At 65.9% G+C, this 17,768-nt stretch carries 8 protein-coding genes, 1 tRNA gene and 2 pseudogenes; 8 read left to right on the top strand and 3 right to left on the bottom strand.

Going from position 1 to position 17,768, the window contains the following annotated elements:
• Nucleotides 1-48 precede the first annotated feature (48 nt).
• The 3 genes from D6B98_RS09115 to D6B98_RS09105 all read right to left on the bottom strand — a co-directional run bounded on the left by D6B98_RS09115 (nucleotide 49) and on the right by D6B98_RS09105 (nucleotide 4,751).
• Entirely contained in the window at nucleotides 49-978 is a 930-nt protein-coding gene (locus D6B98_RS09115) for a histone deacetylase family protein (protein WP_126256654.1), read from the bottom strand.
• Between the two features lie 134 nt (nucleotides 979-1,112).
• The gene (locus D6B98_RS09110) at nucleotides 1,113-2,768 is read right to left on the bottom strand and encodes a bifunctional metallophosphatase/5'-nucleotidase (RefSeq protein WP_126256653.1); all 1,656 of its coding nucleotides are present in this window, start codon (nucleotides 2,766-2,768) and stop codon (nucleotides 1,113-1,115) included.
• 204 nt (nucleotides 2,769-2,972) lie between these two features.
• Nucleotides 2,973-4,751: an acyl-CoA dehydrogenase family protein gene (locus tag D6B98_RS09105; RefSeq protein ID WP_126256652.1), complete on the bottom strand. Its 1,779-nt coding sequence runs from the start codon at nucleotides 4,749-4,751 to the stop codon at nucleotides 2,973-2,975.
• A 253-nt stretch (nucleotides 4,752-5,004) separates the two neighbouring features.
• Here D6B98_RS09105 and D6B98_RS09100 point away from each other — a divergent pair.
• The 8 genes and pseudogenes from D6B98_RS09100 (at nucleotide 5,005) to D6B98_RS09075 (ending at nucleotide 17,713) form a co-directional block, all read left to right on the top strand.
• Nucleotides 5,005-5,079, top strand: a tRNA-Gln gene (locus D6B98_RS09100).
• 581 nt (nucleotides 5,080-5,660) lie between these two features.
• A pseudogene (locus D6B98_RS40540) lies at nucleotides 5,661-6,902 on the top strand (beta-ketoacyl [acyl carrier protein] synthase domain-containing protein); the annotation flags it as partial.
• A gap of 131 nt (nucleotides 6,903-7,033) precedes the next feature.
• Nucleotides 7,034-11,554 (top strand): annotated as a pseudogene (locus D6B98_RS40805) (SDR family NAD(P)-dependent oxidoreductase); the annotation flags it as partial.
• Between the two features lie 54 nt (nucleotides 11,555-11,608).
• A complete protein-coding gene (locus D6B98_RS41910; protein WP_205680468.1) occupies nucleotides 11,609-12,073 on the top strand; it encodes an acyl carrier protein in 465 nt (154 codons plus the stop codon).
• Nucleotides 12,066-13,490 (top strand): condensation domain-containing protein, encoded by a 1,425-nt coding sequence (locus D6B98_RS09090; protein WP_164718480.1) that lies wholly within the window; start codon nucleotides 12,066-12,068, stop codon nucleotides 13,488-13,490. Before D6B98_RS41910 ends, D6B98_RS09090 begins: the two co-directional genes overlap by 8 nt.
• A complete protein-coding gene (locus tag D6B98_RS09085; protein ID WP_126256650.1) occupies nucleotides 13,487-14,869 on the top strand; it encodes a hypothetical protein in 1,383 nt (460 codons plus the stop codon). Before D6B98_RS09090 ends, D6B98_RS09085 begins: the two co-directional genes overlap by 4 nt.
• Nucleotides 14,862-16,247, top strand: coding sequence for a hypothetical protein (locus D6B98_RS09080; protein ID WP_126256649.1), 1,386 nt, complete (start codon nucleotides 14,862-14,864; stop codon nucleotides 16,245-16,247). The genes D6B98_RS09085 and D6B98_RS09080 overlap by 8 nt, the downstream gene beginning before the upstream one ends.
• 98 nt (nucleotides 16,248-16,345) lie before the next feature.
• The gene (locus tag D6B98_RS09075) at nucleotides 16,346-17,713 is read left to right on the top strand and encodes a hypothetical protein (RefSeq protein WP_126256648.1); all 1,368 of its coding nucleotides are present in this window, start codon (nucleotides 16,346-16,348) and stop codon (nucleotides 17,711-17,713) included.
• The last annotated feature ends 55 nt before the right edge of the window (nucleotides 17,714-17,768 follow it).

Here is a 17,768-nt window from a genome sequence, read left to right as displayed (position 1 = left end):
TTGGCCCACAGTGAAGGCGGGTTTTGCGGGCTTAATGTGGCGAGTGTTTCAAGCGCCCATCAGGGCGCCGACATGCGCCGTAACAGATTCTTTCAGTCCTTGCAGGTCATAGCCGCCCTCGAGCACCGAGACAACACGCCCTCCGGCGGTCTTGTCGGCGAGATCCATCAGCTTGCGCGTCACCCAGGCATAATCCTCCGCGCGCAAATTCAGCGAGGCCAGCGGATCGCGGTAATGCGCGTCGAAGCCGGCGGAGATGACGAGCAGCTCGGGGCTGAATTTCTCGAGCTGCGGCAGGATCAAGTTCTCGAACGCGGAGCGGAATTCCGGCCCGCCGTCCTCGGAGGCAAGCGGCGCGTTGACGATGGTGTCATGATCGCCGCGTTCGCTCTTGGCGCCGGTGCCCGGAAACAGCGGCATCTGGTGCGTCGAGCAGTACATCACGGTCGGGTCCGACCAGAAGATGTCCTGCGTGCCGTTGCCGTGATGCACGTCGAAATCGACGATGGCGGCGCGCTTGATGCCGTATTTGCGCTGCGCATGGCGCGCGGCGATCGCAACGTTGTCGAAGAAACAGAAGCCCATCGGTTTGCCGATCTCGGCGTGATGTCCGGGCGGACGCACTGCGACGAAGGCGTTGCGATGCTCGCCCGCCATCACGGCGTCGGTCGCCGCAACCGCGCCGCCGACGCCGCGCATCACCGCTTCCCACGTGCCCGGCGACATCGACGTGTCGCCATCGATATAGACCTGCCCGCTGGCCGGCGCGATGTGGCGCAGCTCGGTGACGTAGTGCTCGTTGTGGCAGAGCGTGACGAGATCGAGATCGCCTTCCGGCGCCTGGTCGCGCGCCAGGAACTGGAAGCGCTCATGCGACAGCGCTTCCTCCACGGCACGCAGGCGATCGGGCCTTTCAGGATGTCCCGGCGGCGTGACATGGTCGAGGCAGGCCTTGTGGGACAGGAGAAGCGTGCTCATCAGGTCGGCCTCACAAGAAACGGGCTTTCGTCGTCGCTTGGCGCATCCGGCGCCAAAACGCAATGCAAAATCCAATCTATGCGCTTAGGCGGCAATGGCAAAGGGGCGTAGCGGGCCCAGCCGTTTGACCCGGATCAATTCACCCGCAGGATGCGGGTAGGCGGCAGCGGACCGATCGGCCCGTGCGCCCGGAAGAACGCGAACAGCGCGTCGGCGTCGTAACCGCCATATTGCGGCGACGTGCCCTGCTTGGCGACGGTAAAACCGTCGCCGCCGACGGCAAGGTAGTCATTGAGAGTGACCCGATAGCTGCTGGCAGGCTCGATCGGCCTGCCGTTGAACGTCATTGTCTCGGGGATCACGCGCTCGCCGAATGGCTTCGACGCATCCCAGGCATAGCTGAATCCGTTCGAAACCTGGAGGATCCGCGGCCGCTTCGGGTCCAGCCATTGCTGCTCGAGCATGTCCTTGAGCTGGCCGCCCGTCAGCGTGATCGTGACGAGGCGGTTGCGGAACGGCTGGCTGGCGAAGACGTCGCCGTAGGAAATCGCGCCGTTCTCCTTCGGTACGATGTCGGTGCGGATGCCGCCGGGATTGGTGAGCGCAATGACAGCGCTGCCATCCTTGGCGTCTTTGGTCGCGGCGAGCTGCGCATCCGCGATGACGTCGCCGAGTGCGCTCTCGCCGGCCTCGTTCGGCACGCGCGACAACGTCTGCGTCACCGATCCGGCCGGCCGGTTGGCGATCGGCGCTGAGAGCCTGTCGTAGGCCTCGATCAGCGCGGTCTGCTCCGCGTCCTTCGCCAGCGAGGCATTGGCGACGAGCACGTTCTCGCCCCTGGCGCTGACGATGTCGCGCGTCGCGCGATCGAGCTTCAGGTCGATCGCGGTGACCAGCGTGCCGTACTTGTCGCCGCTGGTGACGAGCCGCCCGTCGATATCGCAGACATAGGCGCGGTGAGTATGGCCGCTGACGACGACATCGACGGCGCGGTCGAACTTCTTCACGATGTCGACGATCGGCCCCGTAATGGCGGGACATTCGTTGTAGTCGCCGGCGGGCTCGCCGCCCTGGTGGATCAGCACCACGATCGCCTCGACGCCGCGCGCCTTCAACTGCGGCACCAGCGCGTTCACCGTCTCGGCCTCGTCGCGGAATTCGAGCCCGGCTATGCCCGCAGGCGAGACGATGCCTGCGGTCTCCTTCAAGGTCAGCCCGATGAAGGCGATTGGGATGCCGTCGAATTCCCTGATCTCGTAGGGCGGCAGCACGCTGTTGCCCGTCGCGGTCTCGATGGTGGATGCCGCGAGATAGCGGAATTTGGCGCCCGTGAACGGATGCGGCCCCTGGCAGCCGTCGACCGGATGGCAGCCGCCGTTCTGCATCCTGAGCAGCTCGGTCGTGCCCTCGTCGAATTCGTGATTGCCGACGGAGCTGATCGCCAGCCCCATCATCGAGAGCGATTCGATCGAGGGCTCGTCGTGAAACATCGCCGACAGGAACGGGCTCGCGCCGATCAGATCGCCGGCGGCGACGAAGATCGTGTTCTTGTGTCCTTCGCGCAGCTGCTTGACCAGCGTCGCCATGTATTCGGCGCCGCCGGCCGCCACCGTCACCTTCTTGCTTTTGTCCTCGGGATCTCCGATGCGGATGCCGCCCGGCGGCGGCCGCAAATTGCCGTGGAAATCGTTGATCGCGAGGACGCGCAGCTCGACGGGGGCTGCGGTCTGCGCGGAGGCGGGGAGGGCGCAGGTGAGGGCGAGTGCGGCGAAGATGGATTTGTATCGCATGGAACCAGATTAATCGTTCGGCGCGAAGATTTCACGAACGTTTCTCGCCGCCATTCCCGAGGCTCGACGTCGTCGAGAAGAGAGGCGGTGGCGGCCTCGTAACTTGAGCCGGGGCCCATGTCGCCGCGATCTCTTCCTGCCATGGGTCCCGGCTCTGCGCAGCAACTCTACGCGTTGCGGCGCGTCCGGGACATAGGAAGCAACCTACCCCAGCAGCACCGCATCCGCCGCCGCGACCGATTCCGCGCTCTCCGTCACCGTGCGCTCGAGCGCGCCGGCCTGCACGGTGATGTTCTCGGCGAAGAAGCGCGCGAGCGAGACGTAGCGCGCGGCGTCGCTGTTGCCGTCGGCCTTGGCGGCGAGCGCCTCGGAAGCAAGCAGGCAGCCGCCGAGCGTAGCGCCGAACTGCTGCAGATAGGGCGTCGCGCCGGCCAGCGCCTCGTTCGGTGCGGACGTGACGCGTTCCAGCAGCCACTTGCTGGTGCGCGTCAGCGCCTCGATCGCCTCGCGCAGCTTCGCTCCCGTGGTGCCGAAGGTGGGGTCGTTGGAGGCCTCGACCTTCTTGACGGTTGCCGAGAGTTCGTCGAGCAGCGCCCATACCGAGGCGCCGCCATTGGCCGCGAGCTTGCGCGTGACGAGGTCGATCGCCTGGATGCCGTTGGTGCCCTCGTAGATCGCGGTGATGCGGGCGTCGCGATAGTGCTGCGCCGCGCCGGTCTCCTCGATGAAGCCCATGCCGCCATGGACCTGCACGCCGAGATAGGCGACCTCGTTGCCGATGTCGGTGGAATAGGCCTTGGCCATCGGCGTCAGCAGCGCCGCGCGCGCGGCGGCTTCAGTGCGCACCTTCGGGTCCTTGGCGCGTGTCGAGACGTCGATCGCGACCGCTGTCGCATAGCAGATGGTGCGCGCGGCGGCCGTCTGCGCCCGCATCCGCATCAGCATGCGCTTGACGTCGGGATGAACGAAGATCGCATCCGAGCCGTCGGTCTTGCTGCCGACGGCGCGACCCTGCTTGCGCTCCTGGGCGTACGACAAGGCCTGCTGATAGGCGCGGTCGGCGACGCCGACGCCCTCGAGGCCAACGCCGAGGCGAGCCTGGTTCATCATCGTGAACATGCAGCGCATGCCCTGGTTCTCTTCGCCGATCAGAAAGCCGATGGCGCCGCCGTGATCGCCCATCGTCATGGTGCAGGTGGGGGAGGCATGCATGCCGAGCTTGTGCTCGACGCCGCTGGCAAAGATGTCGTTGCGTGCGCCGAGCGAGCCGTCGGCATTGACCATGAATTTGGGCACCAGGAACAGAGAGATGCCCTTGGTGCCGGCGGGCGCATCGGGCAGGCGGGCCAGCACGAAATGCACGATGTTGTCGGTCATGTCGTGCTCGCCATAGGTGATGAAGATCTTCGTCCCCTTGATCCGATAGGTGCCGTCGGCCTGCTTCTCGGCGCGGGTGCGCAGCGCGCCGACGTCGGAGCCGGCCTGCGGCTCGGTCAGCTGCATCGTGCCGGTCCATTCGCCGGAGACGAGCTTCTCCAGATAGATCTTCTTCAGCTCGTCGCTGCCATGCGCGTCCAGAGCTTCGATCGCCGAGGCGGTGAGCAGCGGGCAGAGGCCAAAGGCGACGTTGGCCGCACTCCAGATCTCGGTGCAGGCGGCGTTGATCGCGATCGGCAGGCCCTGGCCGCCGAAATCTTCGGGGCCGGACACCGCGTTCCAGCCGCCTTCGGTCCAGCGCTTGTAGGCGTCCGGCCAACCGGGCGCGGTCGTGACCTTGCCGCCGTCGAGCTTGATGCCGTGCTCGTCGCCCACCTTGTTGAGCGGCGCCAGCACGTCGGTTGCGAACTTGCCGGCCTCCTCAAGCACGGCCGCGACGATGTCCAGGTCGAACTCGCCGTAATGACCGGCCTCCACGGCAGCCTTGAGGCCGGCGCCATGGTTGAGGGACAGCAGCATGTCATTGATCGGCGCGCGGTAGGTCATGGCTCACTCCCGTGGACAAATATTGGCGCCGTATTCTCACGAAACGGGGGCGGTCTCAATGGCCGGAAGGCCGGGCGGGCGCCCGCCGGATCCTCCGGGTTCTCCATAATGGAGTGAGGTGTGGCGGATCGGCAGATCGGTGTGGTATTTTGACCCTCCAGGCGGTTGAAATACCGCGCCTCTCCCTATAGACCGGCTGCGACCGAAGGGAATCTGCGGGGGCCGGTTCTTCCGTCGTTCCTCGGTCGCCTGATGGGGCGTAGCCAAGCGGTAAGGCAGCGGATTTTGATTCCGCCATTCGGAGGTTCGATCCCTCCCGCCCCAGCCAGAAGCTCCGCGTCCCCTGAAATTGCTCACGAAACCGGCCTGACTGGGGCGCTGTTGCACAGCGCTGCGACGCACCCCTGCGGCACAAGTGTCGCTCGAAAATGGCTCCCCACATCCTTCGCCGCCGAGCCGTCCGCTATTGGCGGCATACGCCTCCCGCGCTCGCCAAATAAGCATACTGGGCTACGCGCTGCTGAACGCCCCGGGGTGTCACCGCGGGACACAAGCTGCTCTTCCCGGACCTTTTTTCTCTCGGCAGCCATTCGCCCTTGGGTGATCGTTTCTGCAAGGAGTTCAGGCCGATCCTCACGGCCGACATTGCGGAGGAAGGGCTCTCGGCGTTCACGCCGTGCGCCATCTTTTCGGAGCGCAACTGAAAAGGAAGCTGCTGACCAACGAGGATCGTGCGGGCTTGGGCATGATAGCGAGAGCGAAACCACTGAACACGATTGTGAGCCGCACGAGTTCGAAACGCTGTTCGAATTCATCATGAAGCTCGTTGCTCGAGGCCGAGCGACGCCGACCGCGAAGCCGCGGGCGCAAACATCGGCGATGACCGCCTGATCGATTCGCGGCGTGACGATGACGCACCCAGGATCCGGTCAGTGCAACCGCCAGCAGTCTGCGGGCTGGACGATCGATCGACGGATCAATAACGTGATCCGGCATGTATTGATTTGGATCGAAAAGTCTTCTCCCCGAACGAAAGTGTTGATTGTGACTGCGATTGCTGTTGTCGGGATTGGCTGCAGACTTCCAGGACATATCGACTCCCCGGACGCCTTGTGGGGCGCGCTCCTGGCAGGCACCGACCTCGTTGGGGAGATTCCGCCGCAGCGCTGGAATGCCGACGATTATTACGAACCCGTAGCAGGCGTGGCGGGCCGCTCGGTTTCGCGCTGGGGCGCGTTCCTGGACGACCCGTCGGGCTTTGATCATCGCTTTTTCGGCATCGGCGAACCCGAGGCCGTCGCCATGGACCCACAGCACCGGCTGTTGCTCGAGGTCACTTGGGAGGCCGCCGAACATTCCGGTCGCGATCCGCGCCGCCTGTTTGGGACCGATGCCGGTGTGTTCTTCGGCCTCTCGCATCAGGACTACATGCAGGTCACGCGCGACGCAGGTGCAATGGGCCTCGCCTACGCTTTCACGGGAACGCCCTTCAGCATGGCGTCAGGACGGGTCGCCCATGCGATGGGGCTCACGGGTCCTGCCATCACCTTGGACACGGCCTGCTCGTCCAGTCTCGTCGCCGTGCATGCGGCTCGGCGAAGCCTGCTCGCGCGCGAGTGCCACGTTGCGTTTGCCGGCGGGGCCATGTTGATGTTCTCGCCCACGACATTCGCCTCGGCGTCAGGGCTCGGCATGCTGTCGCCGACCGGGCGGTGTCATGCGTTTGACGAGCGCGCCGATGGCTTCGTGCGCGCCGAAGGCTGTGGGGTGGTGATGCTCAAGCTACTGAGCGACGCCCTGCGCGATAGCGATCGCGTGCTCGCGGTCATCCGCGGGAGCGCCGTCAACCAGGACGGACGCACGCACAACATTTTGGCGCCTTCCCGCGCGGCCCAGATCGCGGTGATCGATCGTGCGCTTGCCGAGGCGCAGGTTGATCCGTCATCCGTCGGCATGATCGAGGCGCACGGCACCGGTACACCGGTGGGCGATACCGAGGAGTTCCAAAGTCTCTCAACACGGTATGGACGACATTCGCCCTGCGCCCTCGGCTCGCTCAAGAGCAACCTTGGCCACGCGGAATCGGCGGCGGGCGTCCTGGGCCTGATCAAAGCGACGCTCGCGCTGGCACATGGCGTCGTACCGCGATCCGTTCACTTCCATCAGCTGCCTGCGCATCTCCAGCCGATCGAGACGCGGCTCTTCGTCCCGACGGAAACTGCGCCCTGGCCCTCGACCGGCGCTGACGGACTCCGCCGCGCGCGGCCGTATCGTCCTACGGAATGTCCGGCACGAATGCCCACGTCGTGCTCGAACAAGCCCCTCACGCGCCAGCTTCATCTTGTTCGCCGCAAGCCGCCGGAACACACGATCAGCCGTGGTTGTTTCCGATTTCTTCGACCTCGCCGGAGGCGCTTCGCGTTTCGGCCGGGCGACTTGCCGCTTGGCTGGACGCGAGCGCCGGCCGTCATCGCCCCAGTGACGTCGCGCGGACCCTCGCCTGCAGGCGCGGGCACCGGCCCGTCCGGCACGCGCTCATTGCGACAACGCTCGACGATCTGACAGCGCAATTGCGCGGGCTCGCGGCCGATCAGTCCATCGATGCAAATTGGGCCGACCAGGATAGAAGCGGTCCCGTCTTCGTATTCTCAGGACAGGGCTCGCAATGGGAGTCGATGGGCGCGGCGCTGATCGACATCGATCCGGTCTTCGCCGGGATGGTTGGCGCCATTGAACCTCTGATTCAGACCCACTGCGGTTTCTCTGTGACCGATGCCCTGCGTCGACCGGCGCAACTCGACGGCATCGAACGGATCCAACCCGCCATTTTTACGATCCAGGTCGCGTTGGCGGCGTCCTTGAAGGCCAAGGGTGTGGTGCCGTCGGCAGTGATCGGCCATTCCATGGGCGAAGCGTCGGCGGCAGTCGTGGCCGGCGCACTCTCGCTCGAAGATGGCGTGCGGGTGATCTGTCATCGCGCCATGCTGTGCCAAACGCTCGCTGGATCCGGTGCAATGGCGGTCGTCGGGATGACGCCGGCGGCGGTTCGCGAAGATCTTGCGCGCCGACGGATTGACGACGTCGAGATCGCCGTACTGGCTGCTCCGGCCTCGACGGTGGTGGGGGGCGCTGCCGTGGCCGTGCAGCGCCTTGTCGCTGCCTGGCAGGCTGAAGGCCGCTCCGCCCGCGAGGTCGCGGTCGATGTGGCCTCGCACACGTCGCAAGTGGAGCCGATCCTCGCGCAGTTGTCGGAGCGCCTTGCGGGAGTGACTGCGCACAGTCCGCACACACCGATGTATAGCACCGTGCTGCTTGATCCGCGCGAATCCCCCGTTTGCGATGGCGCTTACTGGATCGACAACCTTCGGCAAGCGGTCCGCTTCCGTCCGGCTGTTCAGGCGGCGCTCGAAGACGGACACCGCGTATTCGTCGAGCTTTCGCCACATCCCATCGTGTCCCACGCGGTGTTGGAGAATGCTTCCGCAACGGACTTCGCCGTCCGCGCGCTTGCGTCGATGACTCGCGGCGAGCCCATGCACAACGGGCTTCTGGACCTGGTCGGCGCCATCTATGTCGCCGGCGCGGCGATCGACTTCAATGTCCTTTATCCGGATGGCCAGCCGCTTGACCTCCCGTTGCCGGCCTGGACGCACTATCCCCTGTTCCTTGCGCCGGCGACGCCGGCCGCAGGTCCGCATCAGGTGCCGTCGACGCATCCGCTGTTGAACGTCCACCGCGTCCTGCACGAAGAGCCGGAACGCCACGTCTGGGCTTGTGAGGTTGGTCTCGATGCCCACCCCTGGCTTGCGGATCACCGGGTGAACGGAACGCCGCTGTTTCCGGGCGCTGGCTTCTGCGAAATGGCGCTCGCCGCCGCGCGCACAGCCCTTGGTACATCGCTCGTCGAAGTGCAGACGATCACGTTCGACCACGCGTTGCGGTTGGAACCATCGATGCCGATCGTCTGCACGGCAGTGCCGGACCGACCGGCTGAGCTGAATTTCAGGCTCGAGAGTCAGGCGAAGAGCGAAGCGCGGGTTCATGCAAGCGCCCGGCTTTCTGGCGCTACCTCTGCAAAGCCGCCGGCCGCGCACGACGTAGCCGCGCTGCGCGCCGCTCACGCGACGCCCGTCGCCGCGGACGAGGTGTGGCGGTGGTTCGACTCGCAGGGCATCCAGTACGGCCCGTCCTTTCGCGCACTGGGCCCGGGCTTGGCGTTGTCCGCGGACGGCGCTTCGCTCTTTGCGGATCTTCGGCTCCCGACCTCGTTCCGAACGACCGCGCGGGGCTATACGGTGCATCCCGTGCTGCTTGACGCGTGCTTTCAGTCCGTCGGGGCGTTCGCCCGGGTCGTTTCGGAGACAAACGGGCGCTTGCTGCTGCCGCTCTCGGTGCGAAGCCTCCGGCTCCACCGCACGGACGCCGACGCCGCCCACTGCATCACCCGCCTGGTCGCGATCGACGCCCTGCACGTCGAGGTGGACATCGATCTGCTCGACGCCTCCGGTCGCGTGCTGCTCAGTGTCGATGGATTGGCAATGGGGAGCGGCGCGGCCGAACAGCATGCCGATGCCGTCGCCTGCAACTCGCGCCTGCTCGACATAACCTGGCAGTCATGGGACATCCCGCGTGCCACGGTCAGGCCGGACGACGGCACCTGGCTGCTGCTCGATGCCGATGATGCGGGACACCGCTTGATGTTGGACTTGGAACGAGACTTGCGCGTTCAAGGGTTCAAGTCCCGCATCCTCAGCAGCGCCGGAGCGGGGAAGGGGGGCGCATGGGGCGGGCAGATCGAAGACGCTCTGCATCAGCATCGCCCTGGAGCCGTGGTGGTGGTCTTGCCACGCGGCAATGAGCCGGCGAGTCCCGACGTATCTCGGGCGAACATAAGCAGCCTGCTCCACGTGACCAACGCACTGAAGCGATGCGAGCGGCGGCCCCGCCTCTTCGTCGTCACATGTATGGCTCAACGCGTACTGCCAGACGACACCGTTCAGCTCGCGCACGCCGGTGTGCGCGGGTGGCTGCGAGCTATCGGCGCCGAGCTTCCCGCACTCCATCCGACCCAGATCGACGTGAACCCGCAGGCGAACGTGTCATTGCTTCGGTCTCAGTTGCTGAGCGGCTCGGACGAAGACGAAACGGCGCTGCGCGGAGCGAGCGCGTATGTCGCACGGCTGCAGCGAAGCTCCCTTGGTCACACTGACCGCCGCATGGTGGACCGCGACGCGACCCGCGATGGTCTTCGCCTGGAAATCCGCGTGCCCGGTGACCTGCAGAGCCTGGAGATGGCGGCCTTCGAGAGGCGTGCGCCGGGCGGCGGCGAGGTGGAGGTCGTCGTCCATGCCACAAGTGTCAATTTCGCGGATGTGCTCGTCGCCCTTGGCCGCTATCCCTCACTTGATGGCCGTGCGCAGGCGCTTGGCCTGGACTTCGCCGGCATCGTCACTGCCGTTGGACCTGGCGTCTCAGCGTTTCGCGTTGGCGACCGCGTGGCCGGGCTCTGCTGTGGGGGCGCCTGGGGCACGTACTTGACTTGCGATGCACGTCTGCTTGTCGCGATACCGCGCAGGCTCACGGATGCCGAAGCGGCCGCCATTCTCACGACGACTGCCACGGCCATGTACGGCCTCGAGGATCTGGCCCGGATCGGGCCTGGCGACAAGGTGCTCATTCACTCGGCGACCGGCGGTGTCGGGCAGGCGGCTGTGGCCATTGCCCGCGCGGCTGGCGCAGAGATATTTGCAACAGCGGGCTCCGAGGCGCGGCGAGAGCTGCTGCGCGCCGACGGCATCCGCCACGTGTACGATTCTCGAACCGCGGCATTCGCCGAGCAGATCCGGCAGGACACGGCAGGTTACGGCGTGGACGTGGTTCTCAACTCGCTCACGGGCGCGGCCCAGCGCGCCGGCCTGGGGCTCCTTGCGGCGGGCGGGCGGTTCGTCGAGATAGGCAAGAAGGACATCTATGGCGGCACGTGGCTGGAACTGGCTCCGTTCAAGCGGAACCTCTCGTTCTTTGCCGTCGACCTTGCGCAGATGTGCACGACTGCTCCGGCTCGCGTGCAGGCACTGCTCTCGCGAGTCTTGCGTCTTGTCGGGGAGGGGCGGCTGCCCCTGCCGGACATCGCGACCTATCCTCTCGCCGACGCGGCTGACGCCATTCGCGTTGTGAGCGGCGCCGGTCACACCGGAAAGCTCGTGCTCACCGTTTCAATGACCGGCCGTTTCCGGGTGCCGGCGGCGCCGGAACGCTTCACGCCGTTCAGGCGCGATGGTGCGTACATTGTCACCGGCGGCCTTGGCGGGCTCGGCCTGTTCCTCGCTGATGCGATGTCTGCCGCCGGGGCCGGTCGCATCATCCTCAACGCGCGCTCCGAGCCCACCGATGCGGCGACGAGCGTGCTGAGCGCGATGAAAGCACGAGGCACCGAAGTTCAGGTGATAAGTGCTGATATCGCGGAGCCGTCGACCGCGCGGCGCGTTGTCGGAGCTGCCACGGCGACCGGCCTGCCGCTGCGAGGTGTCCTGCACGGTGCAGCCGTCGTCGAGGACGGCATCCTCGCCTCCGTCACGGAGGAGAGGCTGCATCGAAACTGGGCCCCCAAGGCGGAAGGCGCCTGGCATTTGCATGCGGCGACGCTGAAGCAGCAACTCGACTGGTTTTGCTGTTTCTCTTCGGTTGCGGCGCTGTTCGGTTCGCCTGGGCAGTCCGCGTACGCCGCCGCCAACGGCTGGCTCGACACATTCACGCAATGGCGGCGCGCCCAGGGGCTGCCGTCCTCGGCGATCGCCTGGGCGGCGTGGGCGGATATTGGCGCCGGTGCGCATCTCTCGGCCCGCGGCGATGCGCGGATGATCGAGCCACGGGACGGTGCTTACGCATTCGAGACGCTGCTGCGGCACGACCGCGGGTATGCCGCGTATGTCCATCTCGACGGGGCCCCATGGCTGACGTCGCTCGCCGCGCGCAGCCCGTTCGGGGCGGCGATGTCGCCGGCCGCAGAGCTCGCGGGCGAACCGGCGCGCCGCCTGCGCGTGGAGTTGAGACGCGCGCCGCCCGACGAGCGGCCGGCCCTGCTGCGGCGTCTGATCATCGAGCATCTCGGTGTCATCTTGCGCCGCCCGGTGAATCCAGACCGCTCGTTTTTCGACTATGGCCTCGACTCACTCGGGACGCTCCAGCTGCTGATTGCGCTCGAGGCCGACACAGGCATCCGGCTCCGTTCCGTGAACGTGACGACCGTGCGTGCACTCGCCGACTCTCTGAGTGGCGCCATGCAGGAATTGCAGCCCGCTGGAGCAGATGCAAGTGACTGATCTGCGTCCGCTGCACGATTGGTCAGGGCCTTCGGCGGTGCTGACGCTGTGGCGTCCGTCTGCTGCGTCGATGGAGAGTGCGAAACGCGCACCAGTGTCTCCCGTATTGCCGAGCTACGAGCAGGAGCAGCATCTGCGCGCCTTCCGTGCCTGTGAGCAGCGGCACGAGGCGATGGCGCGGCTGCTCGTCGTCGTGTGGGAAGAACCTGGGCGGTGTGACCTCAGAGCCATGACCCATGTGGTGACCGAACATCTGCGCAGGCACGACACCTATCACAGCTGGTTCGAAGAGCGCGGCGGAGCAATCGTAAGGCACGTCCTCACAGAACCCGCGGCCATCCAGATGGAGCCTTCGACACTGGGCGAGATATGCGCGGAGGATTGGCAGAAGCATGTCATGGCAACTCCAGCACCGTTTGCATGGGATTGCTTTCGATTTGGCATTCTCCAGCGCGCGAGCGGGTTCACTTGCTTCGCAAGCATTGACCATTTGCACGCCGATGCGACCATCATAGCGTTCCTGATGACAGAGATCCGCTCAGCGTATCGCGCGGTGCTCGACGGCGAGAGGCCGCTTCAGCTCGGATCGCCAGGAAGCTATCTGGATTACTGCAGCAGTCAGCGCCAGCGGGCAGCCGCGACGACGCTGGCGGATCCTGAGGTGAACCGATGGATCGCGTTCCTGCACCGCAACGGCGGGCGGATGCCGTCTTTCGCGCTGCCGCTCGGTGTGCTGGAGGATCGCTATCACGCGGAGTACGTGCATGTGGACATCCTCGAAGAGGCCGTCATGGACGCATTCGAGTCCGCGTGCCATGCTGCCGGCGCGCGGGTGATCGGCGGTCTGTTGGCGTGCGCAGCGCTGACCGAACGGGAATTGGCCGGTCGCTCCCGCTACAGTGTCGTCACGCCGACGACGACGCGAAGATCGCCAAAGGCTTTCAGGACCAGCGGCTGGTGCGTGGGAGTGGTGCCGATCGACTTCGACGTGCAGCAACGAAGGTTTCCTGAACTTGCCTTCACGGCCCAGCGCAACTTTGACGAACGGATGAGCTTGGCAGAGACGCCGATCGAGCTCGTGCTCGAACTGGCGGCCGGACTGCCGACGGTCGGGTCCGTTGCCACAGGCGGCGTCATGCTGTCCTATATGGATGTGAACGTTCCTCCGCTCAGCGCCCAGATCGCCCGCGAATGGCACCAGGCGAATGGGAGGGTCTATATCAACCAGGGCATTGCCGCGCAGGTTGCGATCTGGTTGTTTCGTACGCAACGCGGGCTCTCGCTTACGGCGGCTTATCCGGCAAACGAGACAGCCCGCGCATCGATGCACCGCTATGTCAAGGCGTTTGCGGACGCATGCCGCCGGGCCGCCGACGCATTGACGCCGACGTACTCCGATGTCGGTCGCGAACGATGACGCACGCGATGGCGCACCCGGCGAACGTATCGAGCATGTCGCCGGCATTCTTGTCCTTCGCAGATCAGGCGATTTATCTCGCGCATGACTCGCTCGGGCAGCACGCGGTCATTCAGTTGCTGTGGCGCTACCTGCGGCCTGTAGACGTGGACGCCTTGACGAGGTTTCGTGACAATCTCGCGCATGGTCATCTGGCGCGGCTGATCCGGCCGGCGCTGCTTCCGTTCGGACGGCACCAATGGGTCAGCGCGCCGCCGCCGTCGGCTGCTATAGCGGCTGCGGCGGCGCCGCTTGACCCCGAGGCGATGCAGGCGTGGGCCGACGCGCAGGTGGAGCTTGCATTGGACCCCGTGCGCGGACCAGCATGGACCTTGACCTCCCAGGACTTCACCGATGGCTCCACGGTGGTCTCGCTCGTCGTGTCGCACTGCATCGCAGATGGGCTGACGGTCGCAATGGCCGTGAGCGAGGCGGCGCGCGGAGAGCGGCGCGTTCCAATGTATCCGGGAGCCTGGACGGCGCGGCGCGCTGCGTCAGCACTGGGTGCCGAACTCCAGCGCATCGTGCGTGACACGCCAGCGACATTTCGGGCGCTCGGCCAGCTCGCCCGTACGGCATACACCTCGCTCGGCACGTCCAACACACCCGCCGCATCGCCGGTGGTGGCAACCGAAGATGACCGGACAGTTGTGTATCCGTCGGCCTTCCTACGCGTGCCCACGTCGGTCTGGGACGCCAGAGCACGGAGCCGCGGTGCGAGCCGCCTCGCGTTCCTGGCGGCGATAACCGCGGGGTTCGCCGAGGTGCTCGGTCGCATCCGTGATGATGATGTGACCCTGTTGTTTCCCGTGAACCAGCGCAAAGGTCTGTCGCACACCGGCGGGAACGACGTCGCCCTCGCCACATTCAAGGTGCGTGTCGACGAACCGCGCGGGAGCCTGCATGCGTTGCAGCGGCGTCTGCGGGCTACGCTGCTGCGGACGAGACGGGAGCCCAATCGACTTGCCGCGCTGCTGCCCTTGGTGCCCTTTGTGCCGCGACGCGCATTTTCGGCAGCCAGCCATCTGGCGCTTGGCGCGCTCGCCGACCTGCCGGTCTCGTGCTCGAACCTGGGCGACTTGCCCAAGGACATGCTCCGGATCGATGGCAATGCGGCCGATCGCATGTGCTTTCGCGGCATCGACCGCTCGGTCGCGCGCCGCGCGATCGAGGCGCGTCAAGGCGTGGCGACGCTCTTCGCCGGCGTCATACCTGGATATATCGCCCTGAGCTTCGTTGCCTATCAGCCTGGCGTGGTAACGGAGCCTCGGCATCTTCGTGCGCTCGTGGAAGGTCTCTTGGCTGACTACGAACTCGCTGGCGAGTTTTTTGATGCTTGAGACGAGCACGGCCGGCGCCCCTGCACACACGCGGCACCGCCTCGCCTGGCTGGATCAGCTTGCCTACGAATTGTTCCGAGTCACCGGCCGGAGCCAGCTGATGCAATGCCTCTGGCTCTATGATCGCGACGTGAACCGCGCCGCGCTGGTGCAAACATATGAACGGCTCACGGCGTTGTCCTTCAATCGGCTCATTGAGTCGTCACCTCTACCCTGGGGCAGGCCACGTTGGGTGAAGCCGGCCGCAGGGTCCATTCCGTTCGAGCAGAGTTCGGACCTGCTGCCACGATCGCAGCTGCTGCAATGGGCGAACCAGCAAGCGCGCGCGCCGATGGACCCAGTCATCGGTCCCGCCGGGCGAATGGCCATCCAGAAATTCGACGATGGCAGCACAGCCGTGAGCATCGTCGGATCGCATCTGCTGCTCGATGGGATGGGAGCCTTGCGCGTCATCGCGTCTGCCGTGAACGGCACAGGGGTCCCGAATCCGTACTTGCCCAAAGGCGCCCGCGGGCGGCTGTCCGGGTGCCTGTCGGACGCCTGGCAGATCCTCGCCGACGCTCCGCAGACGGTTGCCGCACTCGCTCGGATCGCACACGCGAACTGGTACAGACGCGCCGCCCCCGTAAAGGGTCCGGCCCTTGCAGCCGTCGAGGCGGGTCACGACCCCTCGACGATCGTGGAGCTTCCAGCCGTTGCGGTGACTGTTGAATCGCGTGCCTGGTTTGCGTGCGAGCAGCGGCTTGGTGGTGGCATGAGCACGCTGCTGCCGGGCTTCGTGGCGTCCTTGGCATCGAGTCTGGGCCGCCGCCGTTGCTCGGATGGCGCCGTCAGCCTGCTCGTCCCAAGAAGCCGAAGGCGTGGGCTGGCCGACGAACGCGCGCTGGCGATCGAATTTCATATGATGAACGTCGCGCCTGAAGGGCTGACCAAGAGTCTGGAGCCCGTGAATGCAGCGAGGGCTCTGCTTCGTGGCGCGAGGAAAAGTCAGACCGATGTGCTGACTTCGTTGCTCCCTGCCATCGCTTGGATGCCCCGCACTGCGGCAAAGACGCTGGTGAACGGGTTGTTTGATTATTCTGATGAGCTGCCGGTAAGCTGCTCCGACCTTGGAATGCTGCCGGAAGGGCTCGCGCGCATCGACGGCGCGCCGTGTCGGCACTTGCTGACACGAGCCGTCGATGTCAACGTCTCACGCCAGGACCTGGAGCGTTCCCATGGTCATCTCGTCGTCGTGGCCTCCCGCTACGACCAGAAGGTTTCTCTGTGCATCGAGGCCTGCCAGTTGCACCCCACACCAACCACGGCCGACGAACTCCGCCTGCTGGTCGCTCGAACGCTGGACGATTTTAGACTTGAGGCGGTCATAGACGCCTGAGGTCGGCGGTTATTGCATCTGGATTCGGAATCAAACGGAGATAGGACTTTGACGGGCGGCGGTCGCCTCGTGCAGCAAGAGGCCAGGGGACCTGAGGGTTGAGCCTTTCTCCTGCCAACAAACGGCGCGGACGGCGCGGCGGGGCGCGCGATGCCCGGGCGGACGACGTCCTGTGCTATATGGACCAGGCCTCATTCGTCGGATTGCGGGCGCTCGGACGCGGGCCGGCGCTGCAAGTCACCTGGCTATATCCGCACGCGATCGATGAGGCCGCCGTGGCGCAGTTCAGCGAGCGGCTCGCACGGGGGTTGCTGGGACGCCTGCTGCAGCGTTCACCCTTGCCCTGGGGGCGGCACCGTTGGGTGGCGAACCCTGCGCCGGGCCCGGTGGCGTGGTTTCGTGATCCGCTCCCTCACGAGTTTCTCCACAAGTTGCGACGTAAGCTGCTCGATCTGCCGGTGGATCCCGAGCGCGGACCTGGCTGGCGCCTGGCAGTCCAGGCGCTGGAGGGCGATGGCTGCGCGCTGACAATGCTGGTGTCGCATACGATCGCCGACATGCAGGCCACCAGCCAGGCCATTGCCGACGCGGTGGCTGGCCGACGTATCGAGCACGGGTTCCCCGCCCCATCCTGGCGATGGTCTCCGGCGAGGCTGGCGCGCGACAGCGTCGAGAGCCTGCGCGCCCTGCCTGGTGTTTCGCGCGCCGTGGTGGCTCTCGCGCGGCGGTCGCGCAAGGGGAGGGCGCGCTCGAACTCCGGCCCGCGAAGCCGGGACGGCTTGGAGCCGGCAGTGGACGTGCCGCTCGTGCAGGCGCTCATCGACGCAGGCGCGTGCCAACAGCGTGCGTCGGATCTGGGCGTTGCCAGCAACACGCTGATCATGGCGTTCGTGGCACGGCTCGCTTTCCGGATGGGCCGCGTGGACCCGTCAGGACGCGTGAAGCTGGTGCTGCCGGTCAGCGACCGTCATTCGGGTGACCGCCGCGGCAACGCGCTGCGGTCGATCACCGTGATGGCGGACCCCGATACTTGCCGCAACGATCCGCGCGCCTTGCAGCGGGATCTCAAGGCTGCACTGGCCTCGCTGATCCGGAACGGCGATGACTTGTCACCGCTATTCCCGCTGATTCCCTATGTGCCGCTGTGGCTGGCGCGCGGTCTGGAGCGGGAGGCGCTCGGGGCGGACCTCCCCGTTGGATGCAGCCTCGTCGGCGAATTGCCGCTCGACGTGAACCGCCCCTGCGGCGAGGCGCTGCTTCTGCAGCTTTCGCTTCTGGAGCGCTATACGGAACTGGAGCTCGAACGGCTCGGTGGCCTCCTCTTCATCGGGTGCTACCGCGTCGGCAAACAGCTGTCTTGTACCGTGTCCGGTTACGTGCCAGGCCGTGTAACGACTCGGGCCGAGCTAATGCCATTCGTGCGCGATGCCCTCGCGGACATGGACTTGCGCGGGACGATCAGCTGACGACCACTGATCAAGAGGCAGATGGAAGCGGAGCTTGATCGAAGACTCCGGCGGA

The organism is Bradyrhizobium sp. LVM 105, from assembly GCF_003957705.1.
GTDB lineage: Bacteria > Pseudomonadota > Alphaproteobacteria > Rhizobiales > Xanthobacteraceae > Bradyrhizobium > Bradyrhizobium frederickii.
This window is presented reverse-complemented; position numbering and strand designations above follow the sequence as displayed.